The organism is Salmonella sp. SAL04202, from assembly GCF_046550775.1.
Classification (GTDB): Bacteria; Pseudomonadota; Gammaproteobacteria; order Enterobacterales; family Enterobacteriaceae; genus Salmonella; species Salmonella enterica.
This window is the reverse complement of sequence record NZ_JBGDXK010000002.1, coordinates 519225-539311: the sequence shown is the minus strand read 5'-3', so window position 1 is coordinate 539311 and position 20087 is coordinate 519225. Positions and strand designations below refer to the sequence as shown.

At 52.5% G+C, this 20087-nt stretch carries 17 protein-coding genes, 1 tRNA gene and 1 pseudogene; 8 read left to right on the top strand and 11 right to left on the bottom strand.

Translation table 11 applies throughout. From position 1 onward, the window contains the following. Positions 1-6: 6 nt before the first annotated feature. On the bottom strand, positions 7-504 hold the full coding sequence (locus ACLJQJ_RS12885; RefSeq protein WP_063809370.1) for a M48 family metallopeptidase: 498 nt from the start codon (positions 502-504) through the stop codon (positions 7-9). A gap of 85 nt (positions 505-589) precedes the next feature. On the opposite strand from ACLJQJ_RS12885, the gene rlmG reads away from it, so the two are divergent. Further along, complete coding sequence (gene rlmG / locus ACLJQJ_RS12880; protein WP_063809371.1) at positions 590-1726, top strand: 23S rRNA (guanine(1835)-N(2))-methyltransferase RlmG; 1137 nt, start codon at positions 590-592, stop codon at positions 1724-1726. 80 nt (positions 1727-1806) lie between these two features. On the opposite strand, the gene ACLJQJ_RS12875 is transcribed toward rlmG, so the two are convergent. Both ACLJQJ_RS12875 and ygjG read right to left on the bottom strand, forming a co-directional pair. Beyond that, complete coding sequence (locus ACLJQJ_RS12875; RefSeq protein ID WP_000121533.1) at positions 1807-3825, bottom strand: NADPH-dependent 2,4-dienoyl-CoA reductase; 2019 nt, start codon at positions 3823-3825, stop codon at positions 1807-1809. A 170-nt stretch (positions 3826-3995) separates the two neighbouring features. Continuing rightward, positions 3996-5375, bottom strand: coding sequence for a putrescine aminotransferase (gene ygjG / locus ACLJQJ_RS12870; protein ID WP_001520281.1), 1380 nt, complete (start codon positions 5373-5375; stop codon positions 3996-3998). Between the two features lie 429 nt (positions 5376-5804). On the opposite strand from ygjG, the gene ACLJQJ_RS12865 reads away from it, so the two are divergent. Continuing rightward, positions 5805-7325 (top strand): PAS domain-containing methyl-accepting chemotaxis protein, encoded by a 1521-nt coding sequence (locus ACLJQJ_RS12865; protein WP_063809372.1) that lies wholly within the window; start codon positions 5805-5807, stop codon positions 7323-7325. 387 nt (positions 7326-7712) lie between these two features. Then, positions 7713-9281 carry a methyl-accepting chemotaxis protein gene (locus ACLJQJ_RS12860; RefSeq protein WP_000478462.1) on the top strand — a complete coding sequence of 523 codons (1569 nt, stop codon included), beginning with the start codon at positions 7713-7715 and terminating at the stop codon, positions 9279-9281. Here the strand turns inward: ACLJQJ_RS12860 and ACLJQJ_RS12855 are convergent. Then, positions 9278-9925: a PadR family transcriptional regulator gene (locus ACLJQJ_RS12855; protein WP_000983434.1), complete on the bottom strand. Its 648-nt coding sequence runs from the start codon at positions 9923-9925 to the stop codon at positions 9278-9280. The two genes, ACLJQJ_RS12860 and ACLJQJ_RS12855, sit on opposite strands and share 4 nt — an antisense overlap. Before the next feature lie 231 nt (positions 9926-10156). Between ACLJQJ_RS12855 and ACLJQJ_RS12850 the strand changes: the two genes are divergently transcribed. After that, positions 10157-10924: a siderophore-interacting protein gene (locus ACLJQJ_RS12850; RefSeq protein ID WP_063809373.1), complete on the top strand. Its 768-nt coding sequence runs from the start codon at positions 10157-10159 to the stop codon at positions 10922-10924. Between the two features lie 79 nt (positions 10925-11003). Here ACLJQJ_RS12850 and ACLJQJ_RS12845 read toward each other — a convergent pair. After that, positions 11004-11079, bottom strand: a tRNA-Ile gene (locus ACLJQJ_RS12845). A 125-nt stretch (positions 11080-11204) separates the two neighbouring features. Here ACLJQJ_RS12845 and mug point away from each other — a divergent pair. After that, positions 11205-11711: a G/U mismatch-specific DNA glycosylase gene (gene mug / locus ACLJQJ_RS12840; RefSeq protein ID WP_000237780.1), complete on the top strand. Its 507-nt coding sequence runs from the start codon at positions 11205-11207 to the stop codon at positions 11709-11711. Between the two features lie 56 nt (positions 11712-11767). Here mug and ACLJQJ_RS12835 read toward each other — a convergent pair whose 3' ends face one another. From ACLJQJ_RS12835 to rpsU, 4 genes are all read right to left on the bottom strand, one after another. Continuing rightward, positions 11768-12331, bottom strand: a complete 564-nt coding sequence (locus tag ACLJQJ_RS12835) for an NADAR family protein (protein ID WP_063809374.1) — start codon at positions 12329-12331, stop codon at positions 11768-11770. Positions 12332-12390: 59 nt separating this feature from the next. Further along, positions 12391-14373 carry an RNA polymerase sigma factor RpoD gene (gene rpoD, locus ACLJQJ_RS12830; protein ID WP_001120159.1) on the bottom strand — a complete coding sequence of 661 codons (1983 nt, stop codon included), beginning with the start codon at positions 14371-14373 and terminating at the stop codon, positions 12391-12393. A 14-nt stretch (positions 14374-14387) separates the two neighbouring features. Further along, a complete protein-coding gene (gene dnaG / locus ACLJQJ_RS12825; RefSeq protein ID WP_000918860.1) occupies positions 14388-16130 on the bottom strand; it encodes a DNA primase in 1743 nt (580 codons plus the stop codon). Positions 16131-16365: 235 nt separating this feature from the next. Further along, positions 16366-16581 carry a 30S ribosomal protein S21 gene (gene rpsU, locus ACLJQJ_RS12820; RefSeq protein WP_001144069.1) on the bottom strand — a complete coding sequence of 72 codons (216 nt, stop codon included), beginning with the start codon at positions 16579-16581 and terminating at the stop codon, positions 16366-16368. Positions 16582-16808: 227 nt separating this feature from the next. On the opposite strand from rpsU, the gene tsaD reads away from it, so the two are divergent. Continuing rightward, positions 16809-17822 carry a tRNA (adenosine(37)-N6)-threonylcarbamoyltransferase complex transferase subunit TsaD gene (gene tsaD / locus ACLJQJ_RS12815; protein WP_001264391.1) on the top strand — a complete coding sequence of 338 codons (1014 nt, stop codon included), beginning with the start codon at positions 16809-16811 and terminating at the stop codon, positions 17820-17822. Between the two features lie 122 nt (positions 17823-17944). Here the strand turns inward: tsaD and ACLJQJ_RS12810 are convergent. Together ACLJQJ_RS12810 and plsY are read right to left on the bottom strand one after the other, a co-directional pair. Continuing rightward, positions 17945-18088 (bottom strand): annotated as a pseudogene (locus ACLJQJ_RS12810) (fumarate hydratase); the annotation flags it as partial. Further along, entirely contained in the window at positions 18072-18683 is a 612-nt protein-coding gene (plsY, locus tag ACLJQJ_RS12805) for a glycerol-3-phosphate 1-O-acyltransferase PlsY (RefSeq protein WP_001272784.1), read from the bottom strand. The pseudogene ACLJQJ_RS12810 and the gene plsY, both read right to left, overlap by 17 nt. Before the next feature lie 106 nt (positions 18684-18789). Here plsY and folB point away from each other — a divergent pair, with 106 nt between their 5' ends. Both folB and bacA read left to right on the top strand, forming a co-directional pair. Continuing rightward, complete coding sequence (gene folB, locus ACLJQJ_RS12800; RefSeq protein ID WP_000355776.1) at positions 18790-19149, top strand: bifunctional dihydroneopterin aldolase/7,8-dihydroneopterin epimerase; 360 nt, start codon at positions 18790-18792, stop codon at positions 19147-19149. Between the two features lie 97 nt (positions 19150-19246). After that, positions 19247-20068, top strand: a complete 822-nt coding sequence (gene bacA, locus ACLJQJ_RS12795; protein WP_001281933.1) for an undecaprenyl-diphosphate phosphatase — start codon at positions 19247-19249, stop codon at positions 20066-20068. Positions 20069-20087: the final 19 nt, after the last annotated feature.

Genomic DNA, 20087 nt, shown 5'->3' with positions numbered 1-20087 from the left:
CAGAATTTATTGTGCCGACAGCGCCTGATGCGTCAGCCACTGTCGCGTATCAAACTCCAGTTGATGGTACTGCGGTTCCATATGGCAGCAGAGCTGATAAAACGCTTTGTTATGATCTTTCTCTTTCAGGTGCGCCAGCTCGTGAACCACAATCATCCGTAAGAATGGCTCCGGAGCGTTGCGAAACACGGTAGCGACGCGGATCTCCGCCTTTGCCTTGAGCTTGCCGCCCTGAACGCGCGAGACAGCGGTATGCAGTCCCAGCGCATTTTTCAGCACATGGATCTTGCTGTCATACATCACTTTATTGATGGGCGGCGCATTGCGCAGAAACTGACTTTTCAGTTCCTGAGTATAGTGATATAGCGCTTTGTCAGTGGCGTAATCATGCGCGCCGGGATAACGTTTTTCCAGCACCGCTCCCAGGCGCTGCTCGGCGATTAAGGCGCGCACCTGGGCAAGGAGATGTTCCGGATACCCCTGAAGGTAAGTTAGTGAGGTCATCAAAGCTCCATGTTGCTGATAAAAAGTGTATACTCACGCACCCTTTTCAGGGATAACGCCGCAATTTTACCATTCAGGAGGCCTAATGAGCCACGTAGACGACGGTTTCCGTTCACTGACGCTGAAACGTTTTCCGCAAACGGATGATGTTAACCCGCTTCTGGCGTGGGAGGCGGCCGATGAGTATCTGCTGCAACAGTTGGATGAGACGGAAATTCGCGGCCCGGTGCTGATCCTGAATGATACGTTTGGCGCGCTAAGCTGTGCGCTGGCGGAGCATTCGCCATACAGTATTGGCGATTCGTATTTAAGCGAACTGGGTACGCGAGAGAATTTACGCCATAACGGCATCGCGGAGTCCAGCGTAACGTTTCTCGACAGTACCGCTGACTACCCGCAGGCGCCGGGCGTGGTATTGATTAAAGTACCGAAAACACTGGCGTTGCTGGAACAGCAGTTACGCGCTTTGCGTAAGGTCGTTACGGCGCAAACGCGTATTATCGCCGGCGCGAAAGCGCGTGATATTCATACCTCTACGCTGGAACTGTTTGAAAAAGTGCTGGGCCCAACCACGACGACGCTGGCGTGGAAGAAAGCGCGCCTGATTAACTGTACCTTCAGTCATCCGCAACTGGCCGACGCGCCGCAAACGCTAAGCTGGAAACTGGAAGATACAGGCTGGACGATTCACAACCACGCGAATGTGTTTTCTCGTACCGGATTGGATATCGGCGCGCGCTTCTTTATGCAGCATTTGCCGGAAAACCTCGACGGGGAGATTGTCGATCTTGGCTGTGGCAATGGGGTGATTGGCCTGAGCTTACTGGCGAAAAATCCGCAGGCGAAAGTGGTATTTGTCGATGAATCGCCGATGGCGGTAGATTCCAGCCGTTTGAATGTAGAAACGAACCTGCCGGAAGCGTTCGAACGCTGCGAATTTATGATCAACAACGCGCTCTCCGGCGTGGAGCCGTTCCGTTTTAACGCTGTGTTCTGCAACCCGCCGTTCCACCAGAAACATGCGCTGACGGATAATATCGCCTGGGAGATGTTCCATCATGCCCGCCGCTGCCTGAAAATCAACGGCGAACTGTATATTGTGGCGAACCGCCATCTGGACTATTTCCACAAGCTGAAGAAGATTTTCGGTAATTGTGCGACGGTAGCAACCAACAATAAATTTGTTATTCTGAAAGCGGTGAAGCAGGGGCGCCGTCGATAAGGCGCTCAAGCGTCATACCGGCCTATAAAACCGGTATGACGACGTAAGCCCGATAAGCGCAGCGCCATCAGGTAAAGTCGTTAAATCTCCAGCGCCAGTCGGGTGCCCTGGGCAATCGCCCGTCGGGCATCCAGCTCCATCGCGACATCGCATCCGCCGATAAGATGTACCGTTTTACCTGCGGCGCGTAACGGGTCCGCCAGCTCGCGGCGAGGTTCCTGTCCGGCGCAGATCACCACATGATCCACTTCCAGCAACTGCGGTTCGCCGCCGATCAAGAGATGTAATCCGTCGTCGTCGATCTTCTGGTAACTGACCGCCGGGATCATCTTCACGCCGCGCGCCAGTAACGTCGCGCGATGGATCCAGCCGGTGGTTTTACCTAACCCTTCGCCCGGCTTGCTGGCTTTGCGTTGCAGCATGACGATTTGCCGTGGACTACGTGCCAGGCGCGGGCCTTCCGGGCGCAGACCGCCTGCCTGTTGCAGGCTGGTATCAATTCCCCATTCCGTACAAAATTCAGCAATATTTTGGCTGGTGGATTCGCCGTGCTGGCTCAGATACATGGCCGTGTCAAAACCGATCCCGCCGCAGCCAATGATCGCCACTCGCTTACCAACCGGCGCTTTATCGCGCAATACCTCCAGGTAGGTCAATACTTTTGGATGATCGATACCGTCTATCGGCGGGCGGCGCGGTACTATTCCGCAGGCGAGGATCGCTTCGTCAAACGGCTGAAGATCCTCTGCGTTCACCCGTTGGTTCAGTTTCAGCGTAACGCCAGTAACATCGATCATTCGACGGTAGTAGCGCAGCGTTTCATAAAACTCCTCTTTGCCCGGGATCTGCCTGGCGATAGTAAACTGACCGCCAATTTCACTCTGAGCGTCAAACAGCGTGACATGATGGCCGCGCGACGCGGCGTTAATCGCGAAAGCCAGCCCCGCCGGGCCTGCGCCGACAACGGCCAGGTTCTTTTTGCGTATGGCCGGCGTTATCGGCATGTGGGTTTCGTGACAGGCGCGCGGGTTCACCAGACAGGAGGTCACTTTGCCGATGAAGATCCGATCCAGACAGGCCTGATTACAGCCGATACAGGTATTGATCTCATCTGCGCGTCCGGATTGCGCTTTAGTCAGGAATTCAGCATCGGCAAGGAAGGGACGCGCCATCGACACCATATCGGCATCGCCGCGCGTCAGGATCGTCTCGGCGACCTGCGGATCGTTAATGCGATTGGTCGCGATCAGCGGAACCGACACATGACCTTTGAGTTTCCGTGTCACCCAGCTAAAGGCGCCACGCGGTACTGGCGTGGCGATGGTCGGGATTCGCGCCTCATGCCAGCCAATGCCGGTATTAATTAGGCTTGCGCCTGCGGCTTCAATGGCTTGCGCCAGTTGTACCGTTTCGTCGAACGTGCCGCCATTTTCCACCAGATCGAGCATCGACAGGCGATAGATAATAATAAAGTCGTTCCCTACCCGCTGGCGTACCGCGCGTACTACCTCAACCGCGAAGCGCATACGGCTGGTATAGTCGCCGCCCCATTCGTCATCGCGATGGTTAGTTCGCCGCGTGAGAAATTCATTAATCAGATAGCCCTCTGATCCCATCACCTCTACGCCGTCGTAGCCTGCTTCCCGCGCCAGCTGCGCGCAATGTGCGAAGTCGTCGATTAACTGCAAGATTTCATCATGCGTCAGTTCATGTGGCATAAAGCGGTTGATTGGCGCCTGAATTGCCGACGGCGCGACCAGGTGCGGCTGATAGCTGTAACGTCCGGTGTGCAGAATTTGCAGCGCGATTTTACCGCCTTGCGCATGTACGGCATCGGTCACCACGCGGTGAGGCGTTAATTGGCTGGCGTCGTTCAGCATCGCGCCGCCGGTCATCACGACCCCGGAGGGAACGGGCGCAATACCGCCGGTGACGATTAACGCTACGCCGTGTCGTGCGCGCTCGGCATAAAATGCCGCCAGGCGCTCAGCGCCATCAGGATGTTCTTCCAGACCCGTGTGCATCGATCCCATCAGCACACGGTTTCTGAGAGTAGTAAAGCCCAGATCGAGCGGGGCGAACAGCGACGGGTAGCTCATAAGCGTATCCAGTATGTAAAATTATTGTTATGTGGTCGGATGAGTTACTACTGTAGCCGTCGCGAGATAAAAGGGAAAAGGGGAATGTGGTGATTGTGATGGGATTCAAAAAAGAGGCCGCGACCCGGAGAAAACAGGCCGGATAAGCACAGCGCCATCCGGCATCGTTTTTAAACCTCTTCAACGCTCACCTGCATTGCCGCCAGCGCATTACGCGCTGATTTCAATACCTGTTCGCACAGTTCAATGGTTAGCGTGAGCGGTGGCTCGATACGAATTGTTTTCGCATTATTCAGCGTACCAGCGACCAGCACGCGTTGACGGAACATCTCACTGGCAAAACGGTAGCCCGTTTCGTTATCGACAAATTCAATGGCCATCAACATACCTTTGCCGCGCGCATCGTGTACCAGATTGGGATATTCACGCGCAAGTTGTCGAAAACCATCCAGGAGCGTATCGCCTTTTTGTTCCGCCTGGGCCGGGAGATTTTGCTCCAGCAGGACGTTAATGGTCGCCAGCGCGGCAGCACAAGCCAGCGGATTACCGCCAAAAGTGGTGGTATGCAGGAAGGGGTTGTCGAACAGAACCGAAAACACCTCTTCAGTCGCGATGGTGGCGCCAATCGGCATCACGCCGCCGCCCAGGGCTTTCGCCAGACACAGAATATCAGGCTGCACATTTTCGTGCTCACAGGCAAACATCTTGCCGGTACGCCCCATGCCGGTTTGTACTTCATCCAGAATCATCAGCGCGCCGAATTCGTCACAGAGCTTACGTACCTCTGTCAGGTATCCCTGCGGCGGCAGGATCACGCCGCCTTCACCCTGAATAGGCTCCAGAATCACGGCTGCTATCTCGTCGCCCGTTTTTTTGCCTTCGCTAAATGCCATGCTCATCGCGTCGATATTGCCAAACGGCACATGGCGGAAGCCCGGCAGTAAAGGCATAAAGGGTCTGCGGAAGGTGGATTTGGCCGTGGCGGAGAGCGCGCCCAATGATTTGCCATGAAATGCGCCGCTGGTGGCGATAAAGGTAAACTTGCCGCGCGGCGACTGATACGCTTTTGCCAGTTTTAGCGCCGCTTCGACGGATTCGGTGCCGCTGTTACAGAAAAAGCTGTACTTGAGTTTCCCCGGTGTCAGCGCCGCCAGCGTTTTTGCCAGCATCGCCCGCAAGGGATCAAGTAACTCCTGGCTGTGGAGAGGTTGTTTTGCGAGTTGATTCTGGACGGCGGATACCACAACAGGATTACGGTGCCCCACGTTAAAGATGCCAAACCCCCCAAGACAGTCGATAAACTCCTGCCCCTGGGTGTCGACAAGCGTATTCAAACTGCCCGCTTGCCACTCTACGGCTCCGTAATCCCCGCCGGCGGTAACAGATTTCCGGTATTCCAGAAATCCTGGATTTACATGCTCTTTAAAGTAGTCAATGACCTCTCGGTTTAGTGCTTTCATTTCCTCATGGTTTAGCGTTCGCTTCTCGATGAGATTCAGTGCGTGCGCGCTACAGGCCAAAGCCGATGCGCTGGAAGGTAACCTGTTCAAAATGAGCTCCAGAGGGCCGTGTATCACATGATACTGAATTAAGTATTGCAGGGATTAGCGGGGGTCTAAGCCCATAGTGAAAATCGGGATAAACACCAGGAATAATCACATTTACACAACATTTAATGTCATGTGTTAACAATTGGATGCATTTTGAGCAGATCTTGTTTTACGGTTTACGGTGTGTTGCGTTAGCGGCAGCGTGAGAAAAAGGTGAGCCAGGGCAGATTTTAAAGAAAAAGGTTGTCCACGCTAAACAATTTCATAATGAAAATAAGGCGCAGGATGAGGTGAAAATCGTACAAATATTAAGGATTAATCGCAAATTGCGATCCAGAGCAATTTTAACAACTAAAGATAAATAGATTAGCGCCGAAATAACATCTGAGCGAAAAATTAACATTCAGATAACCTGCACAGGACGCTATCATGTCTTCTCATCCCTACGTCAGCCAGCTAAATACCCCGCTGGATGATGATACCACTCTGATGACTACGACCGACCTGGAAAGCTATATCACTCACGCCAATGACACTTTTGTCCAGGTGAGCGGCTATCAGTTAAACGAGTTACTGGCGCAGCCACATAATCTGGTGCGTCATCCGGATATGCCGAAAGCTGCCTTCGCAGATATGTGGTACACCCTAAAACAGGGCGAACCGTGGAGCGGCATTGTGAAAAACCGGCGTAAAAACGGCGACCATTATTGGGTGCGGGCCAACGCGGTACCGATGATACGTGAAGGGCGTGTGACGGGATATATGTCGATCCGTACCCGCGCCACGGATGATGAGATTGCCGCCGTCGAGCCTTTATATCAGGCGCTAAATGAAGGGCGGTGTAGTAAACGTATTCATAAAGGCCTGGTGGTTCGTCAGGGCTTGCTGGGCAAACTACCCGCTATGCCTGTTCGCTGGCGAGTGCGTAGTATTATGGGGCTAATGGCCGTAATGCTGGCGTTGGCGCTGTTCGGTACGGATGCGTCATGGCAGGCGTTGCTGTTGGGCGCGTTGGCGATGCTGGCAGGTACGGCGCTATTTGAATGGCAAATTGTGCGTCCCATTGAAAATGTGGCGACGCAGGCGCTGAAAGTGGCGACCGGCGAACGCAACAGCGTACAACATCTTAATCGTAGCGATGAGTTGGGGCTGACGCTGAGGGCCGTGGGGCAGCTTGGCTTGATGTGCCGCTGGCTGATCAATGACGTATCAAGTCAGGTTTCCAGCGTCAGAAACGGCAGTGAAAGGCTGGCGAAGGGTAACAATGATCTGAACGAACACACCCGTCAGACCGTGGAGAATGTTCAGGAAACGGTAACGACCATGAACCAGATGGCGGAGTCCGTGAAGCTCAATTCCGAGACGGCTTCCGCTGCGGATAAGCTTTCCTTGGCGGCCAGTAGCGCGGCGACTCAGGGAGGTGAGGCGATGGATACGGTGATTAAAACGATGGATGATATCGCTCACAGTACGCAACGTATCGGGACGATCACCACGCTAATTAACGATATCGCTTTTCAGACGAATATCCTGGCGCTGAATGCGGCGGTAGAAGCGGCGAGAGCGGGCGAGCAGGGGAAAGGGTTTGCCGTGGTTGCTGGCGAGGTACGCCATCTTGCCAGCCGCAGCGCTAACGCGGCGAACGATATTCGTAAATTAATTGATGCCAGCGCAACAAAGGTGCAGTCAGGCTCCGAGCAGGTTCACGCCGCAGGCCGTACCATGGATGATATTGTAGCCCAGGTGCAAAATGTCACCCTGCTTATCGCACGGATCAGTCAGTCGACGCAGGAACAGACAGATGGGCTTTCCAGTCTGACTCGCGCCGTGGACGAGTTGAACCGCATAACCCAGAAAAATGCGGCGCTGGTGGAAGAGAGCGTACAAGTCTCCGCAATGGTAAAACACCGTGCCAGCCGGCTGGAGGATGCGGTCACGGTACTGCATTAAGTTTATTTGTAGGTCGCAACGGTAATGACATCCGCCCGGTAGCAACAAACTTACCGGGCGGATGCGCTCTGATAGAAGGCGGTGCCTGCCATCATAGAGAGTATCAGTGGCCTGTGATGTTAAAAATAATGTGATATTTATTCCTTCTCCCTTGCCTACCTATTAATAGGTATAAACTCAGTTAATAAATAAGAAATGGTTAACCTTTTAGCGTATTTCTTTCATTATTAGTGCCAATTTATGTCACTTTTGGTTCATCTTTCTGTGAACAATAAATATTACTTACTAATAATGTTCCGAAATAAAAAGCGATCAATATCATAAAGTTAGTAACATTATTGCCGATAAATCTTCCTGTATGAGGATATGCAATCCCAGGGAGAAAATATGTTTTTGCATAACATTAAAATACGTTCAAAATTATTTATGGCCTTTGGCTTATTCATTGTTCTCATGGTGGTGAGTTCCGCTCTGTCTTTGTTTAGCCTTGATCGGGCTAATACGGGTATGCAGGACATTATTACCAATGATTATCCCACCACGGTAAAAGCCAATCTGTTAATCGATAATTTTAATGATTTCATCATCGCGCAGCAGCTCATGTTACTGGATGAAGAGGGGCGCTGGAGCCAGAGCTCGCAGAAAGAACTCAGTGAGATAAGCCAGCGCATTTCGGCGTTACTGGATGAGCTTTCCAGGGAAAATAGTCACGATGCGGATTCACAGAAAATCATTAATGAGATCCGTGAAGCGCGCCAGCAATACCTGGAGTCCAGATTCCGTATTTTGAAAGATATTCAAAGCAATAATCGTCAGGCGGCCATTCAGGAGATGATGACCAGAACGGTGCAGGTGCAAAAGGTCTATAAGGATAAAGTTCAGGAGCTTATCGCTGTTCAGGACGCGCAGATGCATGAAGCGAGCGTGCAGGTCAAAGAGGATTTTAAAAATAATCGGACGCTGTTAATCACTTTGGCGCTGATAAGCATCGCCGCCGGAGGCGTAATGGGATGGTATATTGTGCGTTCTATTACCCGGCCGCTTGATGACGCAGTACGCTTTGCCGAGGCGATTGCCGATGGCGATCTGACTCGTCATATCACCACCGACTATAAAGATGAAACAGGCGTACTACTGCAAGCATTAATGGCGATGAAAACGCGTCTGCTGGATATCGTACAGGAAGTGCAAAACGGTTCAGAGAGTATCTCCACGGCGGCGGCGCAAATTGTCGCCGGTAACCAGGATTTGGCCGCGCGTACGGAAGAACAGGCCAGCTCGGTTGAAGAAACGGCGGCGTCGATGGAACAGATTACCGCCACGGTTAAAAACACAGCCGATCATACCAGTGAAGCGACCAAACTCTCTGCCGGCGCCGCCAGCGTAGTGAAAAACAATGGGGAGATGATGAATCAAGTGACGCAGAAAATGCGCGTCATTAACGATACGGCAAATCGTATGTCGGATATCATCAATATCATTGATTCCATTGCCTTTCAGACCAATATTCTGGCGCTGAACGCGGCGGTTGAAGCGGCGCGCGCGGGCGAACATGGACGTGGTTTTGCCGTTGTCGCCGGAGAGGTTCGCCAGTTGGCGCAAAAGAGCGCCTCGTCAGCCAGTGAAATCCGTAATTTGATTGAAGATTCAACCAGTCAGACTCAGGAAGGGATGCACCTGGTGGAGAAAGCCAGCGCCCTGATTAATGGTATGGTGGATAACGTCGAAGAGATGGATGTGATATTACGTGAGATTGGGCAGGCCAGCCGCGAGCAAACTGACGGTATTTCGCAGATTAACAGCGCGATTGGCCTGATTGACGCCGCCACGCAACAAAACTCCTGCCTTGTGGAAGAGTCTGTTGCCGCCGCGGCGTCGCTGAACGAACAGGCGTTACATTTAAAAGAGCTGGTTAACGTGTTCCGCGTCCGCGAAGAGGACACGCAGCCCGCTTAATCCAGTTCGGCGATTTCCAGCGCCGCGCGATCAATCACGCCGATAATGCGTTTGATTTGCGCGTCGTTGATATCGCTGTGGTTTATCCGCAGATCCAGCACGGCCTTGAAGTTATCCAGCGCCCGCTTCATCTGCGGATTTTTACGTAACTCCATGCCCACACAACGGGCTTTTAGCCGCGCCTGAATATGCGTCAGGTGTTCGCGATTTTCATCAAGCCATTGCGCGCCGTTCGCGGTAATCGCGATTTTTTTCCGCCCGCCTTCTTCGTCGCTAATCGTGATAAATTGCTGATCCTGTAAAAAATCCAGCGTAGGGTAGATCACACCAGCGCTTGGCGTATAGCCGCCCCCCGTCAGGTTTTCTATCGCTTTAATCAGTTCATAGCCGTGGCTGGCGTCCCGGGTCAGGATATCAAGAATGACCAGCCGAAGCTCCCCGTGGCCAAAAAATCGCTGACGTCGACCACCGCCCTGTCCATGACGACCACAGCCGTGTCCGTGACGGTGTTCGCCGCCGCAACTGGCGTTCTCATGCTGATGCGCGCTATGGCAGCCTTCATGCTGATGTTCTCGATCTTTACAGCAGCCGTCGTGCTTATGATCCCGGTTTTTGCAACACCCTTCATGTTGATTTTGCATCATTGCCTCCTGCTTATTTAGATATATCTAATTTATATCTAAATGATGGGTTTTAGCAAGGGTAAAAGCCATTGTTGCGATAATCTATTAATTTATAACATTTTATTCTAAGGTTATAGTTAGCGACGCGTTGCCAGAACACTATCAAAAAACAGTTGCATTTTTACTGATTAACAATCATTATCATTTAAAACTTTAATTTAGATATATCGTATTACTTCACGAAGGCAAAAAATGACGACATCATCCGCACGCTATCCACAGCGTGTTCGTAATGAACTGCGTTTTCGCGAGCTGACCGTTCTGCGGGTAGAACGTATTAGCGCAGGATTTCAGCGGATCGTACTTGGCGGCGAGGCGCTGGACGGTTTCACCTCCCTGGGCTTTGACGATCACACGAAAGTTTTTTTCCCTGAGCCAGGCTGTCGCTTTACGCCTCCGACAGTCACTGAGGAAGGCATTATCTGGGGGGAGGGCATTCGTCCGGTCTCCAGGGATTACACGCCGCTGTATGACGAGGCGCGTCGCGAGCTGGCGCTGGATTTCTTTATCCACGATGGCGGCGTAGCCAGCCGTTGGGCAATGGAAGCCCGTGAAGGCGATACACTGACGATCGGCGGGCCGCGCGGTTCGCTGGTGGTGCCGGAAGATTATGCCTGTCAGGTTTATGTCTGCGATGAGTCCGGTATGCCTGCGCTGCGTCGTCGTCTGGAATCGCTTAGTCGTCTGCCTGCGCGCCCTGCGGTAACCGCGCTGGTGAGCATTCAGGATGCCGCATATCGCGATTATCTCGCCCATTTGACGGATATTACTGTGGAATATGTTGTTGGCGGCGATGAACAGGCATTGCAAACGCGCCTGTCGCAGCTGGCAATACCAGAATCAGACTATTTCATCTGGATTACTGGCGAAGGCAAAACGGTAAAACGTTTAAGTCAGTGCTTTGAAAAGGGGTTTGATCCACACCTGGTACGTACGGCAGCCTATTGGCATCGTAAATAGCGGTATGGGGCGAGCCCTGTCAGAAACAAAAAAGCCACTCTTTAGAGTGGCTTAATTATATGATTTTAAAGCTAAAATTTGGTGGCCCCTGCTGGACTTGAACCAGCGACCAAGCGATTATGAGTCGCCTGCTCTAACCACTGAGCTAAGGGGCCGTGGCGGTGGATTATAATGTAACTTTACGCTGTAATCCAGCCGTAACCGTGCGGGTGCTGTTTTTATAAACAATGTGTTTTCAACCCGTTATACTTAAAGAACGTTGTATTGCTCAGGAGTAATAATGGTTAAGGACATACTGGCGCCAGGGCTACGGGTGGTTTTTTGCGGCATCAATCCGGGACTCTCCTCGGCGAATACCGGCTTTCCGTTTGCGCATCCCGCGAATCGTTTTTGGAAAGTTATTCATTTGGCCGGTTTCACCGATCGACAGTTGAAACCGGAAGAGGCGGAAAAATTACTGGATTTTCGCTGCGGGGTAACGAAACTCGTCGATCGACCGACGGTACAAGCGACTGAGGTGAAGTTGCATGAATTACGTAGCGGCGGACGAAACCTGATTGAAAAGATAGAGGACTACCAGCCCGCGGCGCTGGCGGTGCTTGGTAAACAGGCTTTTGAACAGGGATTCAGCCAGCGCGGCACACAGTGGGGAAAACAAACGCACACCATTGGCGCGACGCAAATTTGGGTGTTGCCAAATCCGAGTGGTTTGAGTCGCGTTTCACTTGAGAAGCTGGTGGAAGCATATCACGAGCTGGACCAGGCGCTGGTGATGCGGGGCTTGTGAAGTACAGTGTAACGAAGTTATGAGTGGGCAAAGCACCGCTCCTCACAGATACGGATTTATTCTTCCGCCAAACGGTCTCTGACTACCATAAGCGTAAATCCCAGCAGATTTTTCCCCTTCCAGTGAGATGGCACACCGGCATGGGGATGATCTTTTGCAAGGCCAATTCCCCAGATTTTATCCACCGGACTGGCTTCAACCAGAATGCGAGGCTGCGTATTTAGCAAGAATGTTTTTAATGCCGAATGTTGGCTAAATTTGTGATAATTCCCCTCACTGACCAGCTCAAAGCAGCAGTCTTGCCAGCGTTGTTCATCAAAGTTTGTCACCTGTCGCCCCAGCTTTTTTGCTTCAGCCGGGGTTGCCGCTGCCAGAATTCTGGCAAGTGTTTTACTGTCGTTAAACAGCCGCGCTTTTCCTGCCATCATCCAGTGTTCTGCGGTGGCGTAAGTTATACCATCATAGGTAAAAGGTGAACCCTGCCACCACTGACTAAAGCAAGAGGCGGTAATTTCGTTATTCGCGGCAGGTTGATGACCCCAGAACCACAGATATTTCACTTTTTTCCCGGCATCGAGAGCGGAAAGAAGGGCGGGGAGAGAATAGTATCCTTGCTGCATTGCCAGATTTCCTTAATAAAAAAGCCCTCACGATGGAGGGCTTATGCACATATTTACAATTAATCGTCGAGGAAGCTGCGCAGCACTTCAGAACGGCTCGGGTGGCGCAGTTTACGCAGCGCCTTCGCTTCGATCTGACGGATACGTTCGCGGGTAACATCGAACTGTTTACCCACTTCTTCCAGCGTGTGGTCGGTGTTCATATCGATACCGAAACGCATACGCAGCACTTTCGCTTCACGAGCGGTCAGGCCAGCCAAAACGTCGTGAGTGGCGGCACGCAGGCTCTCGGTAGTGGCAGAGTCCAGCGGCAGCTCGAGGGTGGTATCCTCGATGAAATCACCCAGATGCGAATCTTCATCGTCGCCGATCGGCGTTTCCATGGAGATAGGTTCTTTGGCGATTTTCAGCACTTTGCGGATCTTATCTTCCGGCATCAGCATGCGCTCGGCCAGCTCTTCCGGCGTTGGCTCGCGGCCCATCTCTTGCAGCATCTGGCGAGAAATACGGTTGAGCTTGTTGATGGTCTCAATCATATGCACCGGAATACGGATGGTGCGCGCCTGATCCGCGATAGAGCGGGTGATCGCCTGACGAATCCACCAGGTAGCGTAGGTGGAGAATTTGTAACCACGACGGTATTCAAATTTATCTACCGCTTTCATCAGACCGATGTTGCCTTCCTGAATCAGGTCAAGGAACTGCAAGCCACGGTTGGTGTATTTCTTGGCGATAGAAATAACCAGACGCAAGTTCGCTTCAACCATCTCTTTCTTCGCACGGCGGGCTTTCGCTTCCCCGATAGACATGCGACGGTTGATGTCTTTCACCTGTTCGATGGTCAGACCGGTTTCTTCTTCAATCTGCCGCAGTTTTTGCAGGCAGCGTTGCACTTCTTCCGCGACATCGTGCAGTTTTTCCGACCACGGTTTGTTCATCGCGATAGCGGCGTTGAACCAGGTTTCGCTGGTTTCATTACCGGTAAACAGCGTGATAAAGTTCTTCTTCGGCATTTTGCACTGCTCGACGCAGAGCTTCATGATCAGACGTTCCTGGGTACGCACGCGATCCATCATCACGCGCATACTGTTGACCAGATAGTCGAATTGCTTCGGTACCAGACGGAACTGTTTGAACACTTCAGACAGCTTCAGAATCTCTTCCTGCGCGGCAGCATGGCTGCGGCCTTTCGCTTTGATAGTGTCGCGCGTAACGACGTATTGCGCGCGCAGTTCAGCGAATTTTTCGCGTGCCAGTTCAGGGTCAATGCTGTTGTCGTCATCGGCGGCGTCATCGTCGCCGTCTTCTTCATCTTCGTCTTCGTCATCATCCAGGTCTTCCTGGGAGAGTTCAGAACCGACGTGAGTTGCGGTCGGCGCCATCTCTTCTTCCGCGTTCGGATCGACAAAGCCGGTGATAAGATCGGACAAACGAGCCTCTTCAGCCTCAACGCGATCGTACTGTTCCAGCAGATAGGTAATGGCTTCCGGGTATTCGGCAACGGAGCATTGAACCTGGTTGATCCCGTCTTCGATACGTTTAGCGATGTCGATTTCGCCTTCCCGGGTCAACAGTTCAACAGTGCCCATTTCACGCATATACATGCGTACCGGGTCAGTCGTACGACCGATTTCAGACTCAACACTGGACAGAACTTGTGCAGCAGCTTCTTCCGCATCTTCATCGGTGCTGGTGGTATTTTCAGCCAGCAGCAGATCATCGGCATCAGGCGCTTCTTCCATTACCTGAATACCCATGTCGTTGATCATTTGGATGATATCTTCAATTTGATCTGAATCGACGATATCTTCCGGCAGATGGTCATTGACCTCAGCATAGGTCAGATAGCCTTGCTCCTTACCACGGGTGACAAGAAGTTTCAGCTGTGACTGCGGGTTTTGCTCCATAAGACGGTATCCACACTTATTCGTTTGATTGGTGTCGACGGTATAGCTGTCGACATTTAAAGCGAGGGCATACTTATATTTTGGCCGCTGCCTCTCACTGCGGCTGTCGGGGGCTTCCCGATCGATATGCGGCATTTAAGCCGTTAAATTCATTTTTTTTCCAGGGCTTGTCTGATTTCCCAGTACTCCCTGCGTTCTTCACTGCTTAAACGGTGTGTGCGATCGCGAGCTATCAGCTCTTCCAGTCGCTGTTCAAGCATTGCATCAAAAATTCGGTTTAGCGTGTCGGTGAACATTTTTTCAACATTCTCATCCCTTATATCGTTCCAGGCTGAGAGTTTTTCAAGTGTTGAGTATTCACTTGTCCCGCGATAATTCTCTAACAGCTGCCCGGTGTTCAGACCCGGCTGCGCGACACAAAGACTCACCAGCTCGGAGAATAGCCTAAGTCCCGGTAATTTGCTCTGCGCCAGCCCTTGTAAAGGCGGCACCAGCGGCGCTAGACTTGGGTTCTGCACCAGCAGTCCTATAAGTATACGCATAGGCGTCTGTTTTATCTGCGGAGCCGGGCGGGAAACGCCGCTTTCCGCCTGTTTTGGCACTAAACGATCAAGCTGACTATCATCGAAAATGCCTAACTTCAGCCCCAACGTCTGGCGCAACTGAATACGGTGCGCGTCGCCAGGCACCTGATTAATGAGCGGCAGCGCCAGCGCGGCTAACTGCGTGCTGCCATCCGGCGAGCTTAAATCCACCTGCGGCAGGAGGCTATTAAACAGAAACGTAGAGAGCGGCTGCGCCTGCTCCATCCGCGCTTCAAAAGCCGCCTTGCCTTCTTTACGCACCAGCGTATCCGGGTCTTCGCCGTCAGGTAAAAACATAAAGCGTACCTGCCGACCGTCGGTCATATAAGGCATTGCTGTTTCCAGCGCTCTCCAGGCGGCATCACGGCCAGCCCGGTCGCCGTCGTAACAGCAAATCACGTTGTTTGTCGCCCGGAATAACATATGCATATGGTCTGCCGTGGTTGAGGTACCCAGCGAGGCGACCGCATAGTTAATGTCGTATTGCGCTAGTGCGACGACATCCATATAACCTTCGACCACAAGCAAGCGTTGCGGTTCAGCACTATATTGCTGAGCCTCATAAAGACCATATAGCTGGCGGCCTTTATGGAAAATGTCCGTTTCCGGAGAGTTAAGGTATTTCGGCGTGTCGTTCCCCAGAACTCGGCCGCCAAAACCAATCACCCTGCCGCGTTTGTCCCGAATAGGGAACATGACCCGATTACGGAAACGATCGTAAGTGCTGCCCTGCTCGTTATTGACCAGCATCCCGGCATCCAGCAACAATGCCTTGTTATCGCTGTTATTACCGAAGCGCTTTAACGCGTTATCCCACCCTGGCGGCGCGAAGCCAATGGCGAAACGCTGAATAATTTCAGCGCTCAGACCGCGCTTTTGCAGATAGTCACGCGCAGGTTTTGCCGCAGGATGGGTAAGCGACTGCTGATAAAAGTCATTCAGACCATTCATCAACTGATAGAGGTTTTGCCGTTGATGGCGCTCTATCTGGCTAAGCCCGGTGCCTGCTTCATAGGGAATTTCCAGGTTATGCATGGCCGCTAATTCTTCGACGGTTTCGACAAATTCGAGCTTGTCGTAATTCATCAAAAAGTCGATCGCATTGCCATGCGCGCCGCATCCAAAGCAGTGATAAAACTGTTTTTCACCGTTTACGGTGAAAGAAGGGGTTTTCTCATTATGGAATGGACAACACGCGTGATAGTTCTTGCCCTGTTTCTTGAGTTTTACGCGCACGTCGATCAGATCGACGATATCGGTTCTCGCCAGCAGGTCATTAATGAATACGCGTGGGATTCGTCCAGCCATATGCCCCTTTTATACACGTCATTCTTCAGGCTGCCGTAGTGTTGGCTACGTTCGCTCACCCCTGTCGCTGACTTGCGTAAGCGCCGGGGACTTGCTCTCTTGCCGCCTGGACGCAGCATGAATGATTTTGTGTATATGCTAATGCATAAACGAAAACAAGCCGCGCATTCCTTTCGGAAGCACGGCCTTACAACTACAACTCGATCTGAATTGAGAGCAGCCCGCTCTCAAAAGATTAGTACAGACGAGTACGGCGTGCGTTTTCGCGAGCCAGTTTCTTCGCGTGACGTTTCACTGCAGAAGCTTTAGCGCGCTTACGTTCGGTCGTCGGTTTTTCATAGAACTCACGACGACGAACTTCCGCCAGAACACCTGCTTTTTCGCAGGAACGCTTGAAGCGACGCAGAGCTACGTCGAACGGCTCGTTTTCACGTACTTTAATTACCGGCATGTGCCTCTCACCTTTGATTAATTCGGTTTGCCGCTGGCATCAACGCCAGCTTATTTCAAAATGGTGCGGAATTTTACTGCAATTGCTGCTGCTTTGTAAAGCACCGCGGCCTTTTTTGAAAGGGACTTTTATAAGGGGAGGGAGTATACACGAAGTCGGGACTGAGGGTATACATCCACCCGCATTCGACCTACACTGCGCGGTATTAGAGCGAGGTAAAACAAGTCATGCGTGTACTGGGTATTGAAACATCCTGCGATGAAACCGGCATCGCTATTTACGACGACAAAAAGGGTCTGTTAGCCAACCAATTGTATAGTCAGGTGAAATTACATGCTGACTACGGCGGCGTAGTGCCTGAACTGGCTTCCCGCGATCATGTGCGTAAAACCGTGCCGCTGATTCAGGCGGCATTAAAAGAAGCCGGTCTGACGGCGAGCGATATCGACGCGGTGGCCTATACCGCAGGCCCGGGCCTGGTCGGCGCGCTGCTGGTCGGCGCAACCGTCGGGCGTTCGTTGGCATTTGCCTGGAATGTGCCGGCCATTCCTGTACACCATATGGAAGGTCATCTGCTGGCGCCGATGCTGGAAGATAACCCTCCGGAATTCCCGTTTGTGGCGCTACTGGTCTCCGGCGGACATACGCAGCTCATTAGCGTGACCGGAATCGGTCAGTACGAACTGCTGGGAGAGTCGATTGACGATGCCGCCGGTGAAGCGTTTGATAAAACCGCCAAATTGTTGGGGCTGGATTATCCTGGCGGCCCGATGCTGTCGAAAATGGCGTCGCAGGGGACGGCGGGACGTTTTGTCTTTCCGCGCCCGATGACCGATCGCCCGGGGCTGGATTTTAGTTTTTCCGGTCTGAAAACCTTTGCAGCTAACACCATTCGTAGTAATGGCGACGACGAACAAACTCGCGCTGATATCGCGCGCGCTTTTGAAGATGCGGTCGTGGATACGCTGATGATCAAGTGCAAGCGCGCGCTGGAAAGCACCGGTTTTAAGCGTCTGGTCATGGCGGGCGGCGTCAGCGCTAACCGCACGCTGCGCGCGAAGCTTGCCGAAATGATGCAAAAACGCCGCGGCGAAGTGTTCTATGCGCGCCCGGAGTTTTGTACTGACAACGGGGCGATGATCGCCTATGCCGGAATGGTGCGGTTTAAGGCGGGTGTTACGGCGGATCTTGGCGTAACGGTACGTCCGCGCTGGCCGCTGGCCGAGCTGCCGGCGGCGTAAAAGCGGAAAAAGGGGGCGACATCATGCCGCCCCAACGGATTTACAGCAAAACGATGGGCATCCACAACAGCCTGGAGACGATCAGCAGCACCAGGAAGATCAGGCCGAAAATCGCGCCTAACCACGCCAATGGTGGAAGGGTGACGCGCGGCGGATTCGATATGTACGCCCATCACCGAGCTATTGCCGGTCAACCCTTGTGAGCCGATCCCCAGACGGTTGAGGCCCTCTTCCAGACGCAGTTCCAGCTCAATCTTTCTGGCGTTTCTTTTTCAGCTTCGTCCAGATTTTCGTCTCCTGTCGACGCCACAGACGCTGGATGTTGTCATGATGGCGCAGCAAAATGAGACATGACAGCATCGACACCGGGAAGGTGAACTGCGGTTTAAACCACCAGACGTAAAACGGCGCAATCAAGGCGCTGACAATCGCCCCTAACGATGAATAACCGCTTAACAGGACCGTAAGCAGCCAGGTGCCAGCCATGACGCCGGTTAAATCCCAGCCGATGGGCGCAATGGCGCCAAATGCGGTTGCTACGCCTTTCCCACCTTTAAAGCCAAAAAAGACCGGCCAGATATGCCCCAGACAGGCGGCGATAGCGATAAGCCCAAGCCAGAAAGGGGTAACGCCTAACGCATACGCGCCCCAGACGGGCAACATGCCTTTAAGGATGTCAAAAATAAGTACCGCGACAGCCGCTCCCTTGCCACCGATTCGTAATACGTTCGTCGCGCCCGGGTTGCCGGAGCCGCTTTCACGCGGATCGGGCAGCCCGGCGATGCGGCAAACCAGAATGGCACTGGAAATTGAGCCGCAGAGGTACGCGAAGAGGATCATTCCAGGCGCGATTGCACTCATAAGCTGTTCCGTATTGAAAGTGTCGTTTTATTTACTATTTCTGTGGATAATACGCACATTTCGCCGGAAGTGGTATCCGGGTTAGCCAAAAAGCAGGCAGGTCGTGATGGATATTGTATTTATAGAGCAACTTTCGGTAATCACCACTATCGGTGTTTACGACTGGGAACAGACTATCGAGCAAAAACTGGTGTTCGATATCGAAATGGCATGGGATAACCGCAAGTCGGCGAAAAGCGATGATGTCGCAGATTGTCTAAGTTATGCGGATATCGCCGACACGGTGATAAATCATGTCGAAGGCGGGCGTTTTGCTCTGGTCGAGCGCGTGGCGGAAGAGGTGGCGGATCTGCTGCTTAGCCGATTCAATTCTCCGTGGGTTCGCATCAAACTGAGCAAGCCTGGCGCCGTCGCGCGCGCGGCGAACGTAGGGGTAATTATTGAGCGTGGCAATAATCTGAAATAAAAATAAATAATTTTATATTTTTTAAACCAAACGGTTATATATGGGGTCTTAACGCGAGATCCATTTTTGCAGTGTTTTTCATTTTAGGGGTTTATTGATGAGCGATATGCACTCGCTGCTGATAGCGGCAATTTTGGGTGTGGTCGAAGGATTGACGGAGTTTTTGCCGGTATCCAGCACGGGCCATATGATTATTGTGGGTCATCTGCTGGGGTTTGAAGGCGATACGGCCAAGACATTCGAAGTGGTGATTCAACTTGGATCTATTCTGGCGGTCGTGGTGATGTTCTGGCGGCGGTTGTTTGGCCTCATCGGTATTCACTTTGGCCGCCCGCTACAGCGTGAAGGTGAAAGTAAAGGTCGATTAACGTTGATTCACATCCTGCTGGGCATGATTCCGGCGGTGGTGCTGGGGTTAGTCTTTCATGACACGATCAAGTCGCTATTTAACCCGATTAACGTGATGTACGCGCTGGTGGTAGGCGGTCTGTTGCTGATTGCCGCCGAGTGCCTGAAGCCGAAAGAACCGCGCGCGCCGGGGCTGGATGATATGACGTATCGTCAGGCGTTTATGATTGGCTGTTTCCAGTGTCTGGCGCTGTGGCCGGGCTTCTCGCGTTCCGGAGCGACCATTTCCGGTGGGATGCTGATGGGCGTCAGCCGTTACGCCGCCTCTGAGTTCTCGTTCTTACTGGCTGTGCCGATGATGATGGGCGCAACGGTTCTGGATCTCTACAAAAGTTGGTCATTCCTGACCGCAGCGGATATTCCGATGTTCGCAGTGGGCTTTGTGACGGCGTTTGTGGTGGCGCTGATCGCCATCAAGACCTTCCTGCAACTGATTAAGCGTATCTCGTTTATTCCGTTTGCGATTTACCGCTTTGTGGTGGCGGCTGCCGTTTACGTCGTCTTCTTCTGATGATTGACCGTGCCGGATG